This window comes from Novilysobacter viscosus (assembly GCF_046600715.1).
Classification (GTDB): domain Bacteria; phylum Pseudomonadota; class Gammaproteobacteria; order Xanthomonadales; family Xanthomonadaceae; genus Lysobacter_C; species Lysobacter_C viscosus.
In genome coordinates this window covers 359,522-377,294 of the sequence record NZ_JBJMAV010000001.1, presented here as the reverse complement: position 1 = coordinate 377,294, position 17,773 = coordinate 359,522, and the positions used below count along the sequence as shown (strand labels likewise).

At 69.0% G+C, this 17,773-nt stretch carries 17 protein-coding genes; 4 read left to right on the top strand and 13 right to left on the bottom strand.

Annotated elements, in window-relative coordinates:
• Positions 1–25: 25 nt before the first annotated feature.
• From ACJQWL_RS01805 to ACJQWL_RS01745, 13 genes are all read right to left on the bottom strand, one after another.
• On the bottom strand, positions 26–1,444 hold the full coding sequence (locus ACJQWL_RS01805; RefSeq protein ID WP_411300675.1) for a Y-family DNA polymerase: 1,419 nt from the start codon (positions 1,442–1,444) through the stop codon (positions 26–28).
• A gap of 9 nt (positions 1,445–1,453) precedes the next feature.
• Entirely contained in the window at positions 1,454–2,107 is a 654-nt protein-coding gene (imuA, locus tag ACJQWL_RS01800; RefSeq protein ID WP_330967832.1) for a translesion DNA synthesis-associated protein ImuA, read from the bottom strand.
• 1 nt (position 2,108) lies between these two features.
• Positions 2,109–2,729 carry a transcriptional repressor LexA gene (gene lexA, locus ACJQWL_RS01795; protein ID WP_330967833.1) on the bottom strand — a complete coding sequence of 207 codons (621 nt, stop codon included), beginning with the start codon at positions 2,727–2,729 and terminating at the stop codon, positions 2,109–2,111.
• A 110-nt stretch (positions 2,730–2,839) separates the two neighbouring features.
• Complete coding sequence (alr, locus tag ACJQWL_RS01790) at positions 2,840–3,928, bottom strand: alanine racemase (RefSeq protein ID WP_330967834.1); 1,089 nt, start codon at positions 3,926–3,928, stop codon at positions 2,840–2,842.
• A gap of 52 nt (positions 3,929–3,980) precedes the next feature.
• A complete protein-coding gene (locus tag ACJQWL_RS01785) occupies positions 3,981–5,405 on the bottom strand; it encodes a replicative DNA helicase (protein ID WP_330967835.1) in 1,425 nt (474 codons plus the stop codon).
• Positions 5,406–5,703: 298 nt separating this feature from the next.
• Positions 5,704–6,156 (bottom strand): 50S ribosomal protein L9, encoded by a 453-nt coding sequence (gene rplI, locus ACJQWL_RS01780; protein ID WP_330967836.1) that lies wholly within the window; start codon positions 6,154–6,156, stop codon positions 5,704–5,706.
• Between the two features lie 123 nt (positions 6,157–6,279).
• Entirely contained in the window at positions 6,280–6,510 is a 231-nt protein-coding gene (rpsR, locus tag ACJQWL_RS01775) for a 30S ribosomal protein S18 (RefSeq protein ID WP_330967837.1), read from the bottom strand.
• 26 nt (positions 6,511–6,536) lie between these two features.
• Positions 6,537–6,986 carry a 30S ribosomal protein S6 gene (gene rpsF / locus ACJQWL_RS01770; protein WP_330967838.1) on the bottom strand — a complete coding sequence of 150 codons (450 nt, stop codon included), beginning with the start codon at positions 6,984–6,986 and terminating at the stop codon, positions 6,537–6,539.
• A 385-nt stretch (positions 6,987–7,371) separates the two neighbouring features.
• Entirely contained in the window at positions 7,372–8,679 is a 1,308-nt protein-coding gene (locus ACJQWL_RS01765; RefSeq protein ID WP_330967839.1) for a replication-associated recombination protein A, read from the bottom strand.
• A gap of 247 nt (positions 8,680–8,926) precedes the next feature.
• Positions 8,927–9,649 carry a hypothetical protein gene (locus ACJQWL_RS01760; protein ID WP_330967840.1) on the bottom strand — a complete coding sequence of 241 codons (723 nt, stop codon included), beginning with the start codon at positions 9,647–9,649 and terminating at the stop codon, positions 8,927–8,929.
• Positions 9,650–9,825: 176 nt separating this feature from the next.
• Complete coding sequence (gene lolA / locus ACJQWL_RS01755; RefSeq protein WP_330967841.1) at positions 9,826–10,461, bottom strand: outer membrane lipoprotein periplasmic chaperone LolA; 636 nt, start codon at positions 10,459–10,461, stop codon at positions 9,826–9,828.
• A gap of 195 nt (positions 10,462–10,656) precedes the next feature.
• Positions 10,657–13,014 (bottom strand): DNA translocase FtsK, encoded by a 2,358-nt coding sequence (locus tag ACJQWL_RS01750; protein ID WP_411300718.1) that lies wholly within the window; start codon positions 13,012–13,014, stop codon positions 10,657–10,659.
• A 94-nt stretch (positions 13,015–13,108) separates the two neighbouring features.
• A complete protein-coding gene (locus ACJQWL_RS01745) occupies positions 13,109–14,176 on the bottom strand; it encodes an alanine dehydrogenase (RefSeq protein ID WP_330967843.1) in 1,068 nt (355 codons plus the stop codon).
• 256 nt (positions 14,177–14,432) lie between these two features.
• Here ACJQWL_RS01745 and trxB point away from each other — a divergent pair, with 256 nt between their 5' ends.
• From trxB to infA, 4 genes are all read left to right on the top strand, one after another.
• A complete protein-coding gene (trxB, locus tag ACJQWL_RS01740) occupies positions 14,433–15,386 on the top strand; it encodes a thioredoxin-disulfide reductase (RefSeq protein ID WP_330967844.1) in 954 nt (317 codons plus the stop codon).
• Positions 15,387–15,551: 165 nt separating this feature from the next.
• On the top strand, positions 15,552–16,700 hold the full coding sequence (locus tag ACJQWL_RS01735; protein WP_330967845.1) for a GNAT family N-acetyltransferase: 1,149 nt from the start codon (positions 15,552–15,554) through the stop codon (positions 16,698–16,700).
• The gene (gene aat / locus ACJQWL_RS01730) at positions 16,669–17,409 is read left to right on the top strand and encodes a leucyl/phenylalanyl-tRNA--protein transferase (RefSeq protein WP_411300674.1); all 741 of its coding nucleotides are present in this window, start codon (positions 16,669–16,671) and stop codon (positions 17,407–17,409) included. Before ACJQWL_RS01735 ends, aat begins: the two co-directional genes overlap by 32 nt.
• Before the next feature lie 98 nt (positions 17,410–17,507).
• A complete protein-coding gene (infA, locus tag ACJQWL_RS01725; RefSeq protein ID WP_031372296.1) occupies positions 17,508–17,726 on the top strand; it encodes a translation initiation factor IF-1 in 219 nt (72 codons plus the stop codon).
• The last annotated feature ends 47 nt before the right edge of the window (positions 17,727–17,773 follow it).

Here is a 17,773-nt window from a genome sequence, read left to right as displayed (position 1 = left end):
GCGACCACCCCTGCGAGGTGCCGGTTCATGCGAACCAGCCATGCAGCATCCAGCCGCCCTGCTCGCCCGGTGGCGCGAACGCCCACGCCCGCTGCCCCTGCGAGGTTTCCAGCACGTAGTAGTCGCGGCGCGCGTCGTCGCCGTCCCACCAGCCGCTTTCCAGCCGTTCGGGGCCCGACAGCACCCGCAGGCGCGGGTCGCGCAGGGGCACGGGACGCGGCAACAACCACAGCGGGCGCGGTGGCCGCGGGGGCGCGGGGGGCGGCGGGATGCCCTCGCCTTCCACCTTGCGCCAGGCGTGCTCCGGGCGCGGATCGCCTGCCGGTGCCACCCGGTACACCGCCGCGTCGCCGAGCCGCGCCCGCAGGCGCTCGCGCAACTGCGGCCAGGGCAGTGCCTGCTGCGCGCGCGCATCGAACAGGTCGCGCGCGGCCGGCACGAACGGCGGCAGCTCGCGCGCCAGCAGCCGCACCGCCACCACCGGTTTATGCAACTGCACCCGCTCGAGCCGGTTGCGGGTCAGTTCGAACAGCATCGCCGGCTCGCGCTCGGCCGCCAGCAGGCCGACCGGCACGTCGGTGTGCCCGCCTTCGTGCTCCAACCGCAGCACGAAGCGCTGTACCCCGCCGTCGCGTACCGACAGGTAGGTGCACAGGTCGCCCACCAACCGCCGCAGCGGGAACAGCAGCGCGGTGTGGCTCTCGACTTCGTAGCCCAGCTCCACCCGTGCATCGAAATGGTCCGGTGGGGCGTAGTACGCCAGCGGGTCGTCGGCCTGCCCGTAGAGACGGTCCAGGTGCTCCAGCACCGGCATACCGAAACGGCGGCGCAACGCGTCGCGCGGCAGGGCGCGCAGCCTGTGCAGGTCGCGCAGGCCCATGCGCTGCAGGCGCTCGCCGGCATCGCCGGGCAACCGCGCGCGACGTACCGGTACCCGGTCCAGGGCCTCGGCCATCGCCGCGGGGTTCGATACCGCCAGGCCATCACGCAGGCCCGCGAACACGTGGGCGGCGCGTGGCGTGGGTGCCAGCGCGATGCGGTGCTGGAAGCCGAGCGCGTGCAGGTCCTCGCGCAGCCGCGCCTGGATCCGCGGCCACGGCCCCAGCAGGCGGAAGCTGGCCCGCACCTCCAGCACGATGCAGCCTGGCCACTGCACGCTGACCAGTGAGCTGTAGCGGTAGGCCCAGGCGGCCAGGAAACGCTGCCAGCGCGCTTCGGCGGCAGGGTCGTGCTCGACCAGAGCGACTTCCGGCAGCAGCGCGTGCGCCGCGGTCAGCCGCATGCCCGGCCGCAGCCCGGCGTCGGCCGCGCTGGCATTCACCGCCTGCAGGGTGCGCAGCTGCGCCGGCCCGGCCACCAGCGCCAGTGGCGCGTGGGGATCAGGCAGGCGGCGAAGGACGGCGTCCAGCGCCAGCTGCGGCAGGAGTACACAGGCCCAGAGCATGCGCGCGCCTCAACAGGCCACCGGCCGCCTTGCGTCGGCCTCCGGTTCGGGGACGAAGGCCTGCGCGGGCACCGGTCCGCCCCGGCACTTGCGTACCTGCCAGGCGACCCGGCCATCCGCATCGGGTACCGCTTCCAGCCGCAGCGCGGCCGGCGACGGGTTGGCGGCATGGCGGCGGTCACGCAGGGCGAAGCCCAGGCAATCGCCGCTGTCGGCGGCCACCTGCAGGCGTCGCAGCGCCGGGCCGTCGGCCTGCGCGGGCCAGCCCAGCACCGCCGAACACGCACCGCTGCGCAGGCACTGCTCGAACGCCCACAGCGCATCGCGCGGGGCCGCGTCGACGATCTCAAGCAGGCCCAGGTCGATCCCGGCGGCCTGCCAGGCCGGGGCATAGGGCACGTACGGCGGCGCCACCACCGCCACCGTGCCGCCGGCCCGGGTCAGCCGCGACAGCGTGGGTGCCAGCAGCGACAACTCGCCGACACCGTCGGCGGGCAGCAGCAGTTCGGTCAGCGCACCGCGCGGCCAGCCCTGCCGGGGCAACAGGGCATCCAGCGCGCCATGGCCGGTCGGCTCGCCCGCCGCATCCGGGGCGGTGCCGCGCCCGGCATGCCACAGCGTGCGGGTGGCCAGCAGGCTGTCGAGGGCCAGCAGCGCGCCCACGTCAGCCCCGCCGCACCAGGCCGCAGTACACGCCCTCGATGGCGAAGTCCTGCCCGGGCTCCACCTCGATCGGCGCGTGCGCGGGGTTGCGCGGCATCAGCCGCAGGCGTTGGCGCCCACGGCGCAGGCGCTTGATGGTCAGTTCGCCATCGATGCGGGCGACCACGGTCTGGCCATCGCGCGCGTCGGGCGTGCGGTGCACGCCCACCAGGTCACCGTCGAGGATGCCGTCGTCGATCATCGAATCGCCCTGCACCTTCAGCAGGTAGTCCGGCACCGGCGAGAACAGCCGGCGGTCCAGCCACAGCTGCTGGTCCAACCCGATGTCGGCGCCGACCGGAACGCCCGCCGCCACCCGGCCCAGCACCGGCAACGGCAGCAGGTCGGCGGTGCCCTCGGGCAGGCGCAGCCCGCGCGTGCGGCCCGGCACCTGCTCCAGCAGGCCCTGCCCCACCAGTGCCTGCACGTGCTTCCGGGCCGCGTTGCGGGAGGCGAAACCGAAGGCCTGGGCGACCTCCGCCAGGCTGGGCGCGCGCCCGGCCGCCAGCTCCCGACGCAGGAATGCCAGCACCGCGGCGCGCTGGGACGGCAAGGAATCGGAGGGGGCGTCGGATGGGGTCATCAGGTGTACATTTGTACACCCTTGCGTCGCATGGGGCGAGATGCCCGGCCCCATTCAGCCGCTTTTTTTTTCAGCGGCCCCGTTCATTTTTACCGGACCTGCGTGGCTGGTTATTGCTCGACGAAGCGCACCCGTCGGGTGATCGAACAGGTCAGCTCGTAGGCGATGGTGCCCGCGCCTTCGGCAATACGCTCGACCGGCAACTCGGGGCCCCACAGGATGACGGGATCCCCCACCCGGGCCTGCACCCCGCGCAGGTCGATCGCCATCAGGTCCATCGAGACCCGGCCCACCACCTGCGCCGGCTGGCCGTTGACGCGCACCGGCGTGCCCGACGGCGCCGCGCGCGGATAGCCGTCGCCATAGCCGATCGCGGCCACCCCGACGGGCATGTCGTCCGGGCAGGTCCAGGTGCCCGAGTAGCCGATGCGCCCCCCGCGGCAGACCGGGTTGATCGCGATCAGGCGGGTGGCCAGGGTCATCGCCGGGCGCAGCCCGAAGTCGGTGCCGGTGGTGCCGGCGACCACCGACATGCCGTACAGCGCGCCACCCGGGCGGATCCAGTCGGCGTGGGCCTGCGGCCAGCCCAGCACGCCGGCGGAGTTGGCCAGCGACCGCGCACCGGGCAGCCCGGCAGTCGCCTCGGCGAACACCCGCAGCTGCTCGCGGGTCTGCTGGCCGGCGCCGCTGTCGCCCTCGAACTCGTCGGAACTGGCGAAGTGGTTCATCAGCACGATGCCGTCGGCCACCGCCGCGGCCGCTTCCAGCCGGGCATGCGCATCGCGCACGGCCCCGGGCGGGAAGCCCAGCCGGTGCATGCCCGAGTCGACCTTCAACCAGCACCGCACGGCCGGGCCGGCAGGCGCCTGCTCCAGCATCTCCAGCTGGCTGTGGTGGTGCACCACCGACTCCACGCCCAGTTCGCGGACGCGGGCGATGTCGTCGGGCTCGTTGATGCCCGACAGCAGCACGATGGGTTGCGACAAGCCGGCCGCCCGCAGCCGCTCGGCGTCCGACAACGCGGCCACGCCGAAGGCATCGGCCGCGCCCAGCGCACGGGCCACCCGCTCCAGGCCATGGCCGTAGCCGTCGGCCTTGACCACCGCCATCACCCGGCTGGCAGGCGCGCGGGCACGCAACTGGCCCAGGTTGTGGCGCAGCGCGTCGGTGTGGATGGTGGCGGAGGTGGGTCGGGCCATCGGGGGACGTTAGCAGGGCGTCGGGTCAGGGGCTCGGATGCGTGCCGCGCCCCTACTCGAAGCTGCCCACCGCGTCGTGGCTGAGGTTGTCGAAGCGGGTGTACTCGCCGAAGAACTTCAGCTTCACCGACCCGGTCGGGCCGTTTCGCTGCTTGCCGATGATGATCTCGGCCAGCCCCTTGTCCGGCGAATTTTCCTTGTTGTAGTAATCGTCGCGGTAGATGAAGACGATCACGTCCGCGTCCTGCTCGATGGCGCCGGACTCGCGCAGGTCGGCCATCACCGGGCGCTTGTCGGCGCGGGTTTCCAGCGAGCGGTTGAGCTGGGACAGCGCGATCACCGGCACGTTGAGCTCCTTGGCCAGGTGCTTGAGGCCGCGGGAGATCTCGGAGATCTCGGTGGCGCGGTTCTCGCTGTTGCCCGGCACCGACATCAGCTGCAGGTAGTCGATCACCACCAGCCCCAGGTCGTGCTCGCGCTTGAGCCGGCGGGCCTTGGCACGCAGGGCCTCGGGCGACAGGCCGGGCGTGTCGTCGATGAAGATCTTGGCCTCCTTGAGCATCCGGATCGCGCTGGTGACGCGGCTCCAGTCCTCGTCCTCCAACTGGCCGCTGCGCAGGCGCTGGGCGTTGACCCGGCCATTGGAGGAAATCAGGCGCAGCGCAAGCTGGCTGGCCGACATTTCCATCGAGAACACCGCCACCGCCTTCTTGGTGCGAATGGCGGCATGCTCGGCGATGTTGAGCGCGAAGGTGGTCTTGCCCATGGCCGGCCGGGCGGCAAGGATCAGCAGGTCGGTCGGCTGCAGGCCGGCGGTCAGTTCGTCGAACTCGGTGTACCCGGTGGGCAGGCCGGTCACGCTGCCGCCGGCGGCGTAGCGCGTCTGCAGCACGTCGAAGGCCTCCGACAGCGCCTTGTTCATCGCCACGAAATCGGTCTTGCCCTTGGCCCCGGCCTCGGCGATGGCGAACACCTGCTGCTCGGCGCTGGCCAGGATCTCCGTGCTCTCGCGGCCGTCGGGCTGGAAGCCGTCATTGACGATGGTGGTGCCCACTTCGATCAGCTGGCGCAGCACCGCCTTGTCACGGACGATCTCGGCATAGGCCACGATGTTGGCGGCCGAGGGCGTGGTGCTGGCCAGCTCGATCAGGTACGCGCCGCCGGCAACCAGTTCGGACTGCCCCATCGACTCGAACCACTCGCCCAGCGTCACCGCATCGAACGGCTTGCCCTTCTCGGCCAGCTCGCGGATCGCGCGGAAGATCAGCTGGTGGTCGCGGCGGTAGAAGTCCTGGTCGATCAGCTGGTCGGAGACGCGGTCGTAGGCGTCGGGGGCCAGCATCAGGCCGCCCAGCACGGCCTGCTCGGCCTCCACGGACTGCGGCGGCACGCGCAGCTGGTCGACGCGCTGGTCGGCGCGGGTCTCGAAGCGCTTGTCGCCGCGGTATTCCCCCCTCAGTCCCGGACGTGCATTCATCTGTGTGCGCGGTTCCCATGCGCGGCCGGGTCCATGGCCTGTGTTCGACTATCGGACACGCATCCTAGGCACTCCGCCTGTGGGCACGCGACGGAACAACCTGTGGATAACGTCGATATTTGTAGTGCCGCCCGGTCTCACCTGTTGATACCGGGCCCGAAACGGGGTCCCTGGCATCCCCCGAACAGGCGGCATGGCCATCCGAGCGACCGTGGCCCGGCCACAACGAAACGGGCGCCGAGGCGCCCGTTCGCATGCCACATGCGCGTCCGGCCACAGGCCGGGCGCGCGAGGGGGATCAGGCCGCTTCCGGGGCCACGATCACCTTGACGCTGGTCTCCACGTCGGCGTGCAGGTGCAACTGCACCTCGTACTCGCCGGTGTGGCGGATCGCGCCCTCGCCCATGATGACCTCGGACTTCTCGACGTTGTAACCGGCCTTGGTGAGCGCGTCGGAGATGTCACGGTTGGTCACCGAGCCGTAGAGCTTGCCTTCGGTGGCGGCGTTGGCGTGGATCGTGACCTCGGCGCCCTCGAGCTTGGCCTTGCGGGCTTCGGCATCGTCCAGCGAGGCCTTGGCCTTGGCTTCGTAGTCGGCACGCTTGGCCTCGAACTCGGCCAGGTTGGCTTCGGTCGCCGGGACGGCCTTGCCGTGCGGGACCAGGAAGTTGCGTCCGTAGCCCGGCTTGACGGTGACCTTGTCGCCGAGCTTGCCGAGGTTCTGCACGTTCTGCAGGAGGATCAGTTGCATGGTGGTGCTCCAGTGCTCGTGTCGAGCTCGATTCGTTAGCGACGCAGGGCGCCGCAGCGGTAGTCGCTGTCCGAACGGGGGTTCAGCATGGAGCTGGCGTGGCGCCCGCCCCTGCCGCACCGCTTAGACGTTGTGGTTGTCCGTGTACGGGATCAGGGCCAGGAAGCGGGCGCGCTTGATCGCGGTCGCCAGCTGGCGCTGGTACTTGGCCTTGGTGCCGGTCACGCGGCTCGGGACGATCTTGCCGGTCTCGGTCAGGTTCTGGCGCAGGGTGTTGAGATCCTTGTAGTCGATCTCGGTCACGCCCTCGGCGGTGAACTTGCAGAACTTGCGGCGGCGGAAGAACTTGGACATGTCAGTGCTGCTCCTAATGGGCGCGATCAGGCGGCTTCGGCGTTGTCGTCGGACTTGGCGTCGTTCTTGTCGCCGTCGCCGTCGCTGTCGTTGCTGTCGCTGCTGTCGTCGTCACGACGACGGCGCTCGCTGCGCTCGGGCTTGTCGCCCTTCTCGTCCTTGAACTTCATGATCAGCGACTGCTCGGTGTCGGCCTCGTCGCGCTTCATGACCAGGTGGCGCAGGATCGCGTCGTTGAAACGGAACCCGTCGACCAGCTCGTTGAGCACGGTCTGGCTGCACTCGATGTTGAGCAGCACGTAGTGGGCCTTGACCAGGTTCTGGACCGGATAGGCCAGCTGGCGGCGGCCCCAGTCTTCCAGGCGGTGGATCTTGCCTTCGCCGCCTTCGATCAAGCCCTTGTAGCGCTCGATCATGGCCGGCACCTGCTCGCTCTGGTCCGGATGGACCAGGAACACGACTTCGTAATGACGCATGGTGGTTTCCCTGTGGATGAAGGCCGCGCGTGGACGCGCCGGCCGGTTCAGCCCCCCGTCGCCCGGATGGGTGCGGTGGAGCAAGGTTCCCGCGGGCCAGCCGCAGGAAGCCGCGCATTATGGCAGCTTCGAGCCCGCCCGACCAGTTGCCCGAACCCATACGAAGCAATCGCAGCCACGGGCGCCTGAAGCCGTGCCGGGCCCCTGCCCGGCTAGGGATACTGACCGGGACTACCGGCGGATCGGGCTGGGAGTCGAGGGTGAATGTCAGCGCGGCATCCCGGGGTATGGCTCCGCGCTGAATCGACTCCACAAATCGTATAAACATCAATCTCATAGAAGAGCTTTTTAAACCAACTGTTAACTCCTCTTCGTTTACCTGAGCTCAGTCCGTTCCGGGGGCGGTAGCGCGCCGTGCCTGCGAACGCCGCTCCCTCAGCGCATCCAGCTTCTGCTTGAGCTTGATCTCCAGCCCGCGCTCCACCGGCTGGTAGTACACCCGCTCGCCCATCGCATCGGGGAAGCCGGTCTGCTCCAGCGCCACCCCGCCATCATGACCGTGGTCGTACTGGTAACCCTTGGCATAGCCGAGCGACTTCATCAACCGGGTGGGTGCGTTACGCAGGTGCATCGGCACGTCCTGCGTGCCGTGCTCGCGGACATCGCCCTGCGCCTGCTTGAAGGCCGCGTAGGCCGCGTTGGACTTGGCGGTGCTGGCCAGGTACAGGGTCAGTTGGGCCAGCGCCAGCTCGCCCTCGGGCGAGCCCAGGCGCTCGAAGGTGTCCCAGCACTCCAGCGCCATCTGCAGTGCCCTGGGGTCGGCCAGCCCGATGTCTTCGACCGCCATCCGGGTCAACCGACGGGCCAGGTAGGCGGGGTCGCAGCCGCCGTCGAGCATCCGCGCCAGCCAGTAGAGGGCGGCATCGGGATTGGAGCTGCGCACCGACTTGTGCAGGGCGGAAATCTGGTCGTAGAACTGCTCACCGCCCTTGTCGAAGCGCCGGGTGCGATCGGCCAGGACCTGGACCAGCGTCGCCTGGGTGATCTCGCCGCCTTCATCCGCCGCCAGTTCCGCGGCGATCTCCAGCAGCGTCAGGGCCCGGCGCACGTCCCCATCGGCCGCCTGCGCGATCTGCGAAAGCGTGTCGTCGGCCACCCGCAGCCCCTGCAATGCCAGCCCCCGCTCCGCGTCGTCCAGTGCGTGCTGCAGGGAGATCGCGATGTCCTCGGCCGAGACCGCTTCCATCACATGGACCCGGCAGCGGGACAGGAGCGCGGAGTTCAGTTCGAACGAGGGGTTCTCGGTAGTGGCGCCCACGAAGATGATCGTGCCGCGCTCAATGTGCGGCAGGAACGCGTCCTGCTGCGTCTTGTTGAAGCGATGCACCTCGTCGACGAACAACACCGTGCGCCGGCCCTCGGCAAACCGCTGCGCCGCCTCGGCCAGCACCTGGCGAACCTCGGGGAGGCCCGAGAGCACCGCCGATATCGCCCGGAACTCCGCCTGCCCATGACGTGCCAGGAGCAATGCAAGCGTGGTCTTGCCGCAGCCCGGCGGGCCCCAGAGCACCATCGAATGCACCCGGCCCGATTCAACCGCACGCCGCAGGGCCGAGCCCGGCGCCAACAGGCGCCGCTGGCCGACCATCTCGTCGACGCTGCGCGGACGCATGCGTTCGGCCAGGGGTCGCATCGCGTCGCGATCGGCGTCCAGCAGGCCTGGGGCTTCCTTGAGTGAGGTGGGGGCTGGCGAGCGGCGTGGCACGGCGAAGGTTTGCCGGTTGATTGCGGGTGGGCACGATAGCAAGTGGTACGTGCTGCGCCTGCCCACGGGGGCTATTCTCCCGTCACGGCAGGCGGCGCCAACGAGAACGGCGCCCTGAGGGGCGCCGTCTTGGATGTCTGTCCCGCGGTCTGTCGCCGCTGGGGGCTGGCAACGCTCAGCGGCTGGCAACGCGATTGGCAGCCCAAGGTGCTGGCGCCTCACCCAGCTCGTAGCTCACGCGTACCCAGCGGTCCTTCTGCTGGTCGAACAGCCCGTGCACCTGCGCGGCGGCGTTGCCCTCGCGACCGAAATCCGCAGTGCCGGAGGCCTCCACGCGCAGGTAGCGTCCACCCGCGTCAATGCTACGCACGTCTTCCAGGGTCAGGCTGACCGGCTGCTGAGAGAACTCGTTGGTCAACGCCGTTTCGGCACGATCACCGAGCGTCCGGGCAATCGACGCATCCAATGAGACCGGATCGGCGGTAGCGCCTTCACCCACGGTGAGACGCGGATAGCTCACGACCGACTCCACCGTGTCGTACAGGGCCTCGAAGCCGAACGCGATCCATTCGTCACTGTCGCCGAGTCGCAGTTCACCACGGCCGATCAGCTGCCGGTCACGGAGACTCGCGTCCTCGACATCGACGTCGATCAGCCGGACCTCCACATCCTTTTCGTCGAACTGGCCGGCCACCGCGCCGATCAACGCCGCGGCAACGGTCGCATCCAGGGCCTGTTCGGCCTCCACCCGGCTGCCCGGCGCGGTCACGCTGGCCTGGGCGATCACCCCGGCCTGGGGCGGCGTCGCGGCATCGACGTCATCGCTGCGGCCCGCCATCAGGGCGATGGCCAGGCTGAGGGTGGCGACGGGAAGAAGCGTGAGCGGGGTGCGGCGCATGGGATGACCTGCCTTGGGATCGTCGAGCCACCGGAGAGTCCGGGGTTCGAGGCCAGTCTTGCGTGCGCACCGTCGAAATGATGTGAGTCCAAGCGATTGAAAATGAACGATTTAAGACCGCAACAAAATGAGAACGGCGGGCTGGGCCCGCCGTTCAAGTTCCAGTTGTCGTGCGGTCAGCCGCCGATGACGTCCACCCCGGCAGGCGGGGTGTACTTGAAGGTGCTTGCCGGGAAGGCGGGGTTGCGTTCCCACTTTCCGAACTTGATCTCGGTGCGCTGCCCGACCGCGTCCACCACAATCATGCGTTCCAGGCCGCCGTTGCCGAACGCCAGGCGAGCTGACCGGAAGCTGGCGCCACCTTCGTCGCGCGGCACCAGCGACAGCCAGCTCAGGCCGCCCTTCTCGCCCTCTTCCTTGACCACGAACTGGCGGTCCAGCCGACTCGGGTCGATCAGCGCCGTCAGCGGGCTGTTCTGCTCTTCGGCGCCCTGGGGGCGACGCGTGACCTGCTCGAGATCCTCGTCGTAGATCCATACCGTCTTGCCATCGGCAACGATCAACTGCGGATACGGCTTGGCGTACTCCCAACGGAACAGGCGCGGCGCAGACAGCGCCACGTCGCCGCTGGAGGTCTCCTTCAGCCGGCCACCCGCGTCGTACACCTTCTGGTTGAACTTTCCGTCCAGCCCCTTCAGGCCGCGGGTGAACGAGTCGAGGTCGTCACGGGCACCGGCCAGTGCCGGTGCGGCGAAAAGCGCGGAGGCGAGCACGGCTGTGGCGATTGCGGAATAGCGGGAGATACGGGTCATCTGGCTGCTCCTGTAGCGATGCTGCAAGTCTGCCGCGACCGGGATGAACAGGCGCTCACGAGCCGCCGCATGAAGCCCCGTGCCCCGCCCCTCGTTCAGCCCTCCAGCCACCGCGCCCGCCTTGACGAGCCCGCCTCGACCAGCCCGATGCGACCAGCCCGACGCGACCAGCCCGACGCGATCAGCGCAACGCGATCAGCGCGGTGGCGGCGGTGCCAGCACGGAGCGGTCGCCGTTGTGTTCTGGCGGGGTCACGACGCCCGCCGCCTCCATGGCCTCGATCAGGCGGGCGGCCCGGTTGTAGCCGATCTTCAGTCGCCGCTGCACGCCGGAGATCGACGCCCGGCGGGTCTCGGTGACGATGCGTACCGCCTCGTCATACAGCGGGTCGGACTCGTCGCCTCCCCCGCCGGCTTCCGGCAGGCCGGTCGCGCCCACCACCACGCCGTCGCCAAGCGTCTGCACCTCTTCCAGCACGCCCTCGACGTAATCGGGCCCGCCCCCGGCCTGCTTGAGATGGTCCACGACGCGGTGGACCTCTTCGTCGGAGACGAACGCGCCGTGCACGCGCTCGGGCATGGCCGTGCCGGGCGGGAGATAGAGCATGTCGCCATGGCCCAGCAGGGTCTCGGCGCCGGACTGGTCCAGGATCGTGCGCGAGTCGATCTTGCTGGACACCTGGAACGCGATTCGCGTCGGGATGTTGGCCTTGATCAGGCCGGTGATCACGTCCACCGACGGACGCTGGGTGGCCAGGATCAAATGGATGCCGGCAGCCCGCGCCTTCTGCGCCAACCGGGCGATCAGTTCTTCGACCTTCTTGCCGACGATCATCATCATGTCGGCGAATTCGTCGATGAACACCACGATGTACGGCAGCGGCTCCAGCTGCGGCGGTGCCTCGTCGACGTCGGGGTTGGGCTTGAACAGCGGGTCCAGCATCGGCTGGCCGGCATCGGCGGCGTCGCGGACCTTCTTGTTGAACCCGGCCAGGTTGCGCACGCCGACCGCGGACATCAGCTTGTAGCGCCGCTCCATTTCCGCCACGCACCAGCGCAGGCCGTTGGCGGCCTCCTTCATGTCGGTGACCACCGGCGCCAACAGGTGCGGGATGCCTTCGTAGACGCTGAGTTCCAGCATCTTCGGATCGATCATCAGCATCCGGACGTCCTTGGCGGACGCCTTGTAGAGCAGGCTGAGCACCATCGCGTTGACGGCCACCGACTTGCCTGACCCGGTCGTGCCCGCCACCAGCAGGTGCGGCATTCGCGCCAGGTCGGCCACGGTCGGCCGGCCGGCGATGTCCTTGCCCAGCGCCAGGGTCAGCGGGCTGCCTGACTTGTCGTACTCGCGCGATCGCAGCAGCTCGGACAGGTAGATCATCTCGCGCTGCGTGTTGGGCGTCTCCAGGCCGATCACGGACTTGCCCGGGATCACGTCGACCACGCGCACCGACTTCACCGACAGGCCGCGGGCGATGTCCTTGTCCAGCGAACTGATCTGGCTGACCTTCACGCCTGGCGCGGGCTCGATCTCGAACCGTGTGATCACCGGCCCCGGGTACGCACCGACGACGTTGGCATCGATACGGAAGTCCTTGAGCTTGAACTCGATCTGCCGGGAAATGGTCTCCAGCGTCTGCTCGTCGTAGCCCTTGGGCTGCGGCTTGGGATCGTCCAGCAGGGCCAGCGGCGGGATGCCGCTTCCGTCGCCGACGTGGAACAGGGGGATCTGCTGCTCGCGCTTGGCCCGGTCGCTCTTCTCCACCGCGGCCGGTGCGGGTGGCTCGATCCTGACCGGTGCACGCTTGGCACGCAGTTCGCTATCGACCTTGCGGACCTCTTCGCGCTCCCCGCGGTACGCGCGCGCCTGCTGCCACTGGGTGGCCTGCTGGCTGCCACGGCGGAACACGCGGGCCAGCAACGGCCCCAGCGCCAGCACGCCCTGTCCGATCCGGTCCATCACCGCAAGCCACGACAGCCCGGTGGCCAGGGTTATCGACACCAGCAGCAGCGCCAACAGGAACAGGTTTCCGCCGACCGGACCGAACCCGCTGTAAAGCGAGCGGCCCACCAGTTGGCCGAGGATGCCACCGGCACCGGCAGAGAAATCCGGCGCCACGCCGATCCGAAGGTGCAGCAGCCCTGTCGCGGAGACCAGGAAGCCGACGATCCCGACCAGGCGCAGTGCCGGGCCCAGGTCGGCATCGCCATCCCCATCGGCATCCATGCCAAACAGCGCGATCCACGCGATCCCACCCAGTACGACCGGCAGCAGGAACGCGACGTACCCGGTCAGGTACAGCAGCATGTCGGCCAACCAGGCGCCCACCTTGCCGCCGGCGTTCTGGAGCGGCGCGGTGATGCTGCCCGATTGCGACCAGCTCGGGTCCTGCGGGGAATACGTGACCAGGCAAACCAGCAGGTACAGCAGGAACGGTGCGATAGCGATCAGCGCGATGTCGCGCATCAACCGCTGGCGGCGCGGCGACGGCGCGCTGCGCTTGTCTGCGGACGAAGTTTTCCTGCGACTGGGAGCGGCTGCCACCGTGATGTACTGCCTCAGCTAGGTTGCGTTACTCGTTGAATGTACAGGAAACAACCCGCCAGCGAAGGGTGGCCGCAAGCGCGGCCACCGGGGCTCCGGGTCAGAGCGCCATGCCCTTCAGGGCCGGATGCACGAGCTGGCCCGACTCGATATTGATGCCACGGACCAGTGCGTCGTTGCCGCGCCAGTTGCCCGAGGCCAGCTTGCTGACCCACGGCAGGACCGCCGCGCATATGGCCTGGGAGCTGGTCTGGGGCACCGCGCCGGGCATGTTGGTCACGCAGAAGTGGGTCACCCCTTCCTCGACGTAGGTCGGCTCCTTCCAGTTGGTCGGGCGCGAGGTCTCGAAGCAGCCCCCCTGGTCGATGGAGATGTCGACCACCACGCTACCGTCCTCCATCCCCCGGAGCATGTCCCGGGTCAGCACGTGCGGCGCACGGGCCCCGGTCACCAGTACCGCACCAACCACCAGGTCCGCATCGGCGACTTCACGCGTTACCACGTCGTCGTAGGGGTACAGGGCCGTCACGTTGTGGCCCAGCCGCATCATCTCGTCCATGCGGTCCTGGCGCATCTCGAACACCACCACGTTGGCTCCCGCCGAGGCCGCCAGGGCCGCCGAGGCCCCGCCGGCGGCGCCCGCGCCGAACACCACCACCTTGCCACGCGAGGTCGACGGCAGCCCGCCCAACAGCTTGCCCTTGCCGCCCAAGGGCTGGTGCAGCAGCGTCGTGCCCGACTGCACCGCGATCTTGCCGGCGATGATCGACATCGGTGACAGGAGCGGAAGGTCGCCGTTCGGCAGCTCGACGGTTTCGAAGGCGACGCCGGTCAGGCCGATGTCCAGCAGGTGTCGGGTCAGCGCCGGCTCGGCGGCCAGGTGCAGGTAGCAGAACAGCAGGTGGTCGCGACGCAGGTGCGCAAGGTCGCCGGCGATGGGCTCCTTGACCTTCACGATCAGCTCGCCCTTGTCGTACAGCGCGGCGGCATCCGGGGCCACCTTCACCCCGAGCCGGGTGTACTGGTCGTCCTTGAAGCCGCTCTTGATGCCCGCGTCCTTCTCGATCCAGACCTCATGGCCGCGGTTGACGAGGTAACCGGCGGCGGCCGGCACCAGGGCGACGCGGCCCTCGAGGGTCTTGGTTTCCTTGGGTACGCCGATACGCATTGCACTGCTCTCCGGTGATGCCGAAAAAAACGCCGCATGCGCGGCGGGTGCTGGCCGGGTTGGCCTTGTGGAACCGATTGGGATGGAAGCCGGGCCGCGAACCTGCAACGCAGTGTCCGCGGGCCTGCCTTGTCTTGCAGGGATGCGGGCGCCACTCTATGGCCCCCGACGGGTCGTCTTCGCCGCACCGCGGCTGCCTGCACCACGCCCGTATCCGCGCCTGCCCTGGCGCTTCCCAAGAGCCGCGATTATACCCATGAGCCCTTCCAAGCACGCCCGCCTGATCATCCTCGGTTCCGGACCCGCCGGCTGGACCGCCGCCGTCTATGCGGCCCGCGCCAACCTCAAGCCGCTGGTGATCACGGGCCTGCAGATGGGCGGCCAGCTGATGACCACCACCGAGGTCGACAACTGGCCCGGCGATGCCCATGGGCTGATGGGCCCCGACCTGATGGCACGCATGCAGGCGCACGCCGAGCGCTTCGACACCGAGGTGGTCTTCGACCATGTGCATACGGCCGACCTGTCCAGGCGCCCGTTCCGCCTGGTTGGCGACAACGGCGAGTACACCTGCGACGGCCTCGTCATCGCCACCGGCGCCACCGCCAAGTACCTGGGCCTGCCGTCGGAGGAGGCATTCAAGGGCCGTGGCGTGTCGGCCTGCGCGACCTGCGACGGTTTCTTCTACAAGGACCAGGACGTGGCGGTGGTGGGCGGCGGCAACACGGCGGTCGAGGAGGCTCTGTACCTGTCCAACATCGCCCGCAAGGTCTACCTCGTGCACCGTCGCGATACGCTTCGCGCGGAAAAGATCATGCAGGACAAGCTGATGGCCAAGGTGCAGGCGGGCAAGATCGAACCGGTCTGGCACCACGTGGTCGAGGAAGTGCTGGGCAACGACGCCGGCGTGACCGGGCTGCGGGTCAAGTCGGTCCAGGACGACGGGGTGCGCGAGCTCGCGATCCACGGCCTGTTCGTGGCCATCGGCCATACCCCCAACACCAGCCTGTTCGAAGGCCAGCTGGACATGAAGAACGGCTACCTGACGATCCAGACCGGCCTGCATGGCAATGCGACGCAGACGTCGGTGCCCGGGGTATTCGCCGCGGGCGATGTTGCCGACCAGGTGTATCGCCAGGCCATTACCTCGGCCGGATTCGGATGCATGGCGGCGCTGGATGCCGAGAAGTTCCTCGACAAGGGCGAATAGAACTCGCCGACAGCCGCTGGAAAGCCGGCGCTGGCATCGTTCGAATGCCACATCGCGCATTCGCGGTTTGTGCCGTTCGGGGACGAAGGCCGGATTCCGGAAGGTTTCCTACGAAGTCCTGGAAGGACGGAATCGCCATGCCCGGGGGCGCTCCTACAATGCACGATGCCTGACGTCCGGCTCCACCGTCACCTGATGGAGATTCCCGCGGCGCAGTGGGACGCGCTGCACGACGGCCGCAACCCCTTCGTGTGCCACGCCTTTCTTTCCGGCCTGGAAGAGCACGGGTGCCTGCGTTCGGCATGGGGCTGGTCGCCCCGCCACGTCGCGTTATGGGAGGGCGACCGGCTGCTCGCCGCCGCGCCCGCCTACCGCAAGGAGAACTCCCATGGCGAGTTCGTGTTCGACCACGCGTGGGCGCACGCCTACGACCAGCACGGGTTGGACTACTTCCCCAAGCTGCTGTGCGCGGCGCCCTACTCCCCTGTAACCGGCCCGCGGCTCCTGGCGGACGAGCTCCGTCACCGGCAATGGCTTGCTGCCGCGATGCCGCGCGTTGCAGCCGACTCCGGATACTCGTCGGTGCACGTCAACTTCCACCCCGGGAACGAGGATGCCGCTTTCGATGGCGACTGGATGCAGCGCCTGGACGTCCAGTACCACTGGAGCAACGACCCGGGCTGGGCCACGTTCGATGACTTCCTGGCGGCCATGGACCATCGCCACCGCAAGAACATCCGCCAGGAACGGGCCAGGGTAGCCCGCGCCGGGGTGACCTTCCGGATCGTGCACGGAGACGAAGCCAGCCCGGCCGACCTCGGAGCCATCCACGGGTTCTACCAGCGGACGTTTTCCGAGTACGGCAACTCCCCCGCCCTGACCCTGCCCTTCCTCACCCACCTGGCCCAGGCGATGCCCCAAGCACTGGTGCTGATCCTTGCCGAACGGGCCGGCGCCACCGTGGCTGGCGCCCTGTGCCTGCGGGGCGGCGACACCCTGTACGGACGCTACTGGGGTGCCGACGACGCCCTGCCCGGCCTGCATTTCGAGACCTGCTACTACCAGGGCATCGAGTACTGCCTGCGCGAGGGGCTGACGCGGTTCGAACCGGGCGCCCAGGGCGAGCACAAGATCGCCCGCGGCTTCCTGCCCCGCTTCGTGCGCAGCCACCACTGGGTTGCCGACCCCCGCTTCCGCGCGCCGTTGGCAGCCTGGTGCGCGCAGGAGGCGGCCGTCGTGCGCCAGCACGCGGCCCTGCTGGCGGCGCGATCACCCTTCAAGGATGCCGATGCACCTGCACCGCCTGGCGCCTGACCCGGGGGCACCCTTCCCGGATCCGGCCTTCGCCCTGCGCGAGCCCGACGGCTTGCTCGCCGTGGGCGGCGACCTGTCGCCGACCCGTCTTCTAAACGCCTACCGCGCCGGGATCTTTCCCTGGTACTCCGCCGGCCAACCCATCCTGTGGTGGTCGCCCGACCCACGCATGGTCTTCCGCACCGACGCCGTCCGCGTGGGCTCGCGTTTGCGCCGGCAGTTGCGCGGTAGCGGCTGGACGGTTCGGGCCGATACCGCCTTCGACGCCGTCGTCCAGGCCTGTGCCCGGGCGCCCCGCGTGGGCCAGTCGGGCACCTGGATCACGCCTGACATGGCATCGGCCTACGGCGCGCTGCACCGGCTGGGCCATGCCCACAGCGTGGAGGTGTTCGACGGGGACTCGCTGGTGGGCGGCATCTATGGCGTTGCGGTGGGCCGGATGTTCTTCGGCGAAAGCATGTTCAGTGCACGATCCGGTGGCTCCAAGGCGGCGCTGGCCGGGTTGGCCGGCCTGCTTTTCGAGTGGGGCTGGCCCCTGCTCGATGCGCAGGTCGAGAACGCACACCTCGTCCGCATGGGGGCACAGGCGATGGACCGGCGCGAGTTCCTGTCGACGGTGGAGGCGCTGGTCGCCCAGACCTGCGCTGTCGGCCCATGGACCTCCGCCTGCGGCGATCGTCCCGCCTCCCACTTGGCAGCCCCCCGCTAGCGCTGCCGGCCCGCCTTTGCACATCGTGCAGCCGCATGGCACCATATGCGGCTTCGCGGGCGCGCTGCGCCCGTTTTCAATGCAACATCAGGAAACACATGGCAAAAGACGACGTGATCGAATTCGAGGGCACGGTGGCGGAAACACTTCCGAACACCATGTTCCGTGTGCGCCTCGAAAACGGGCACGAGATCATCGCCCACATCTCCGGACGCATGCGGAAGAACTACATCCGCATCCTCACCGGTGACAAGGTGAAGGTGGAGATGACCCCGTACGACCTCACCAAGGGCCGCATCACCTACCGCATGAAGTAACCGCGGCGCAGGCGTTGCCCGAAGGAAAAAAAGGCGGCCAGTGGCCG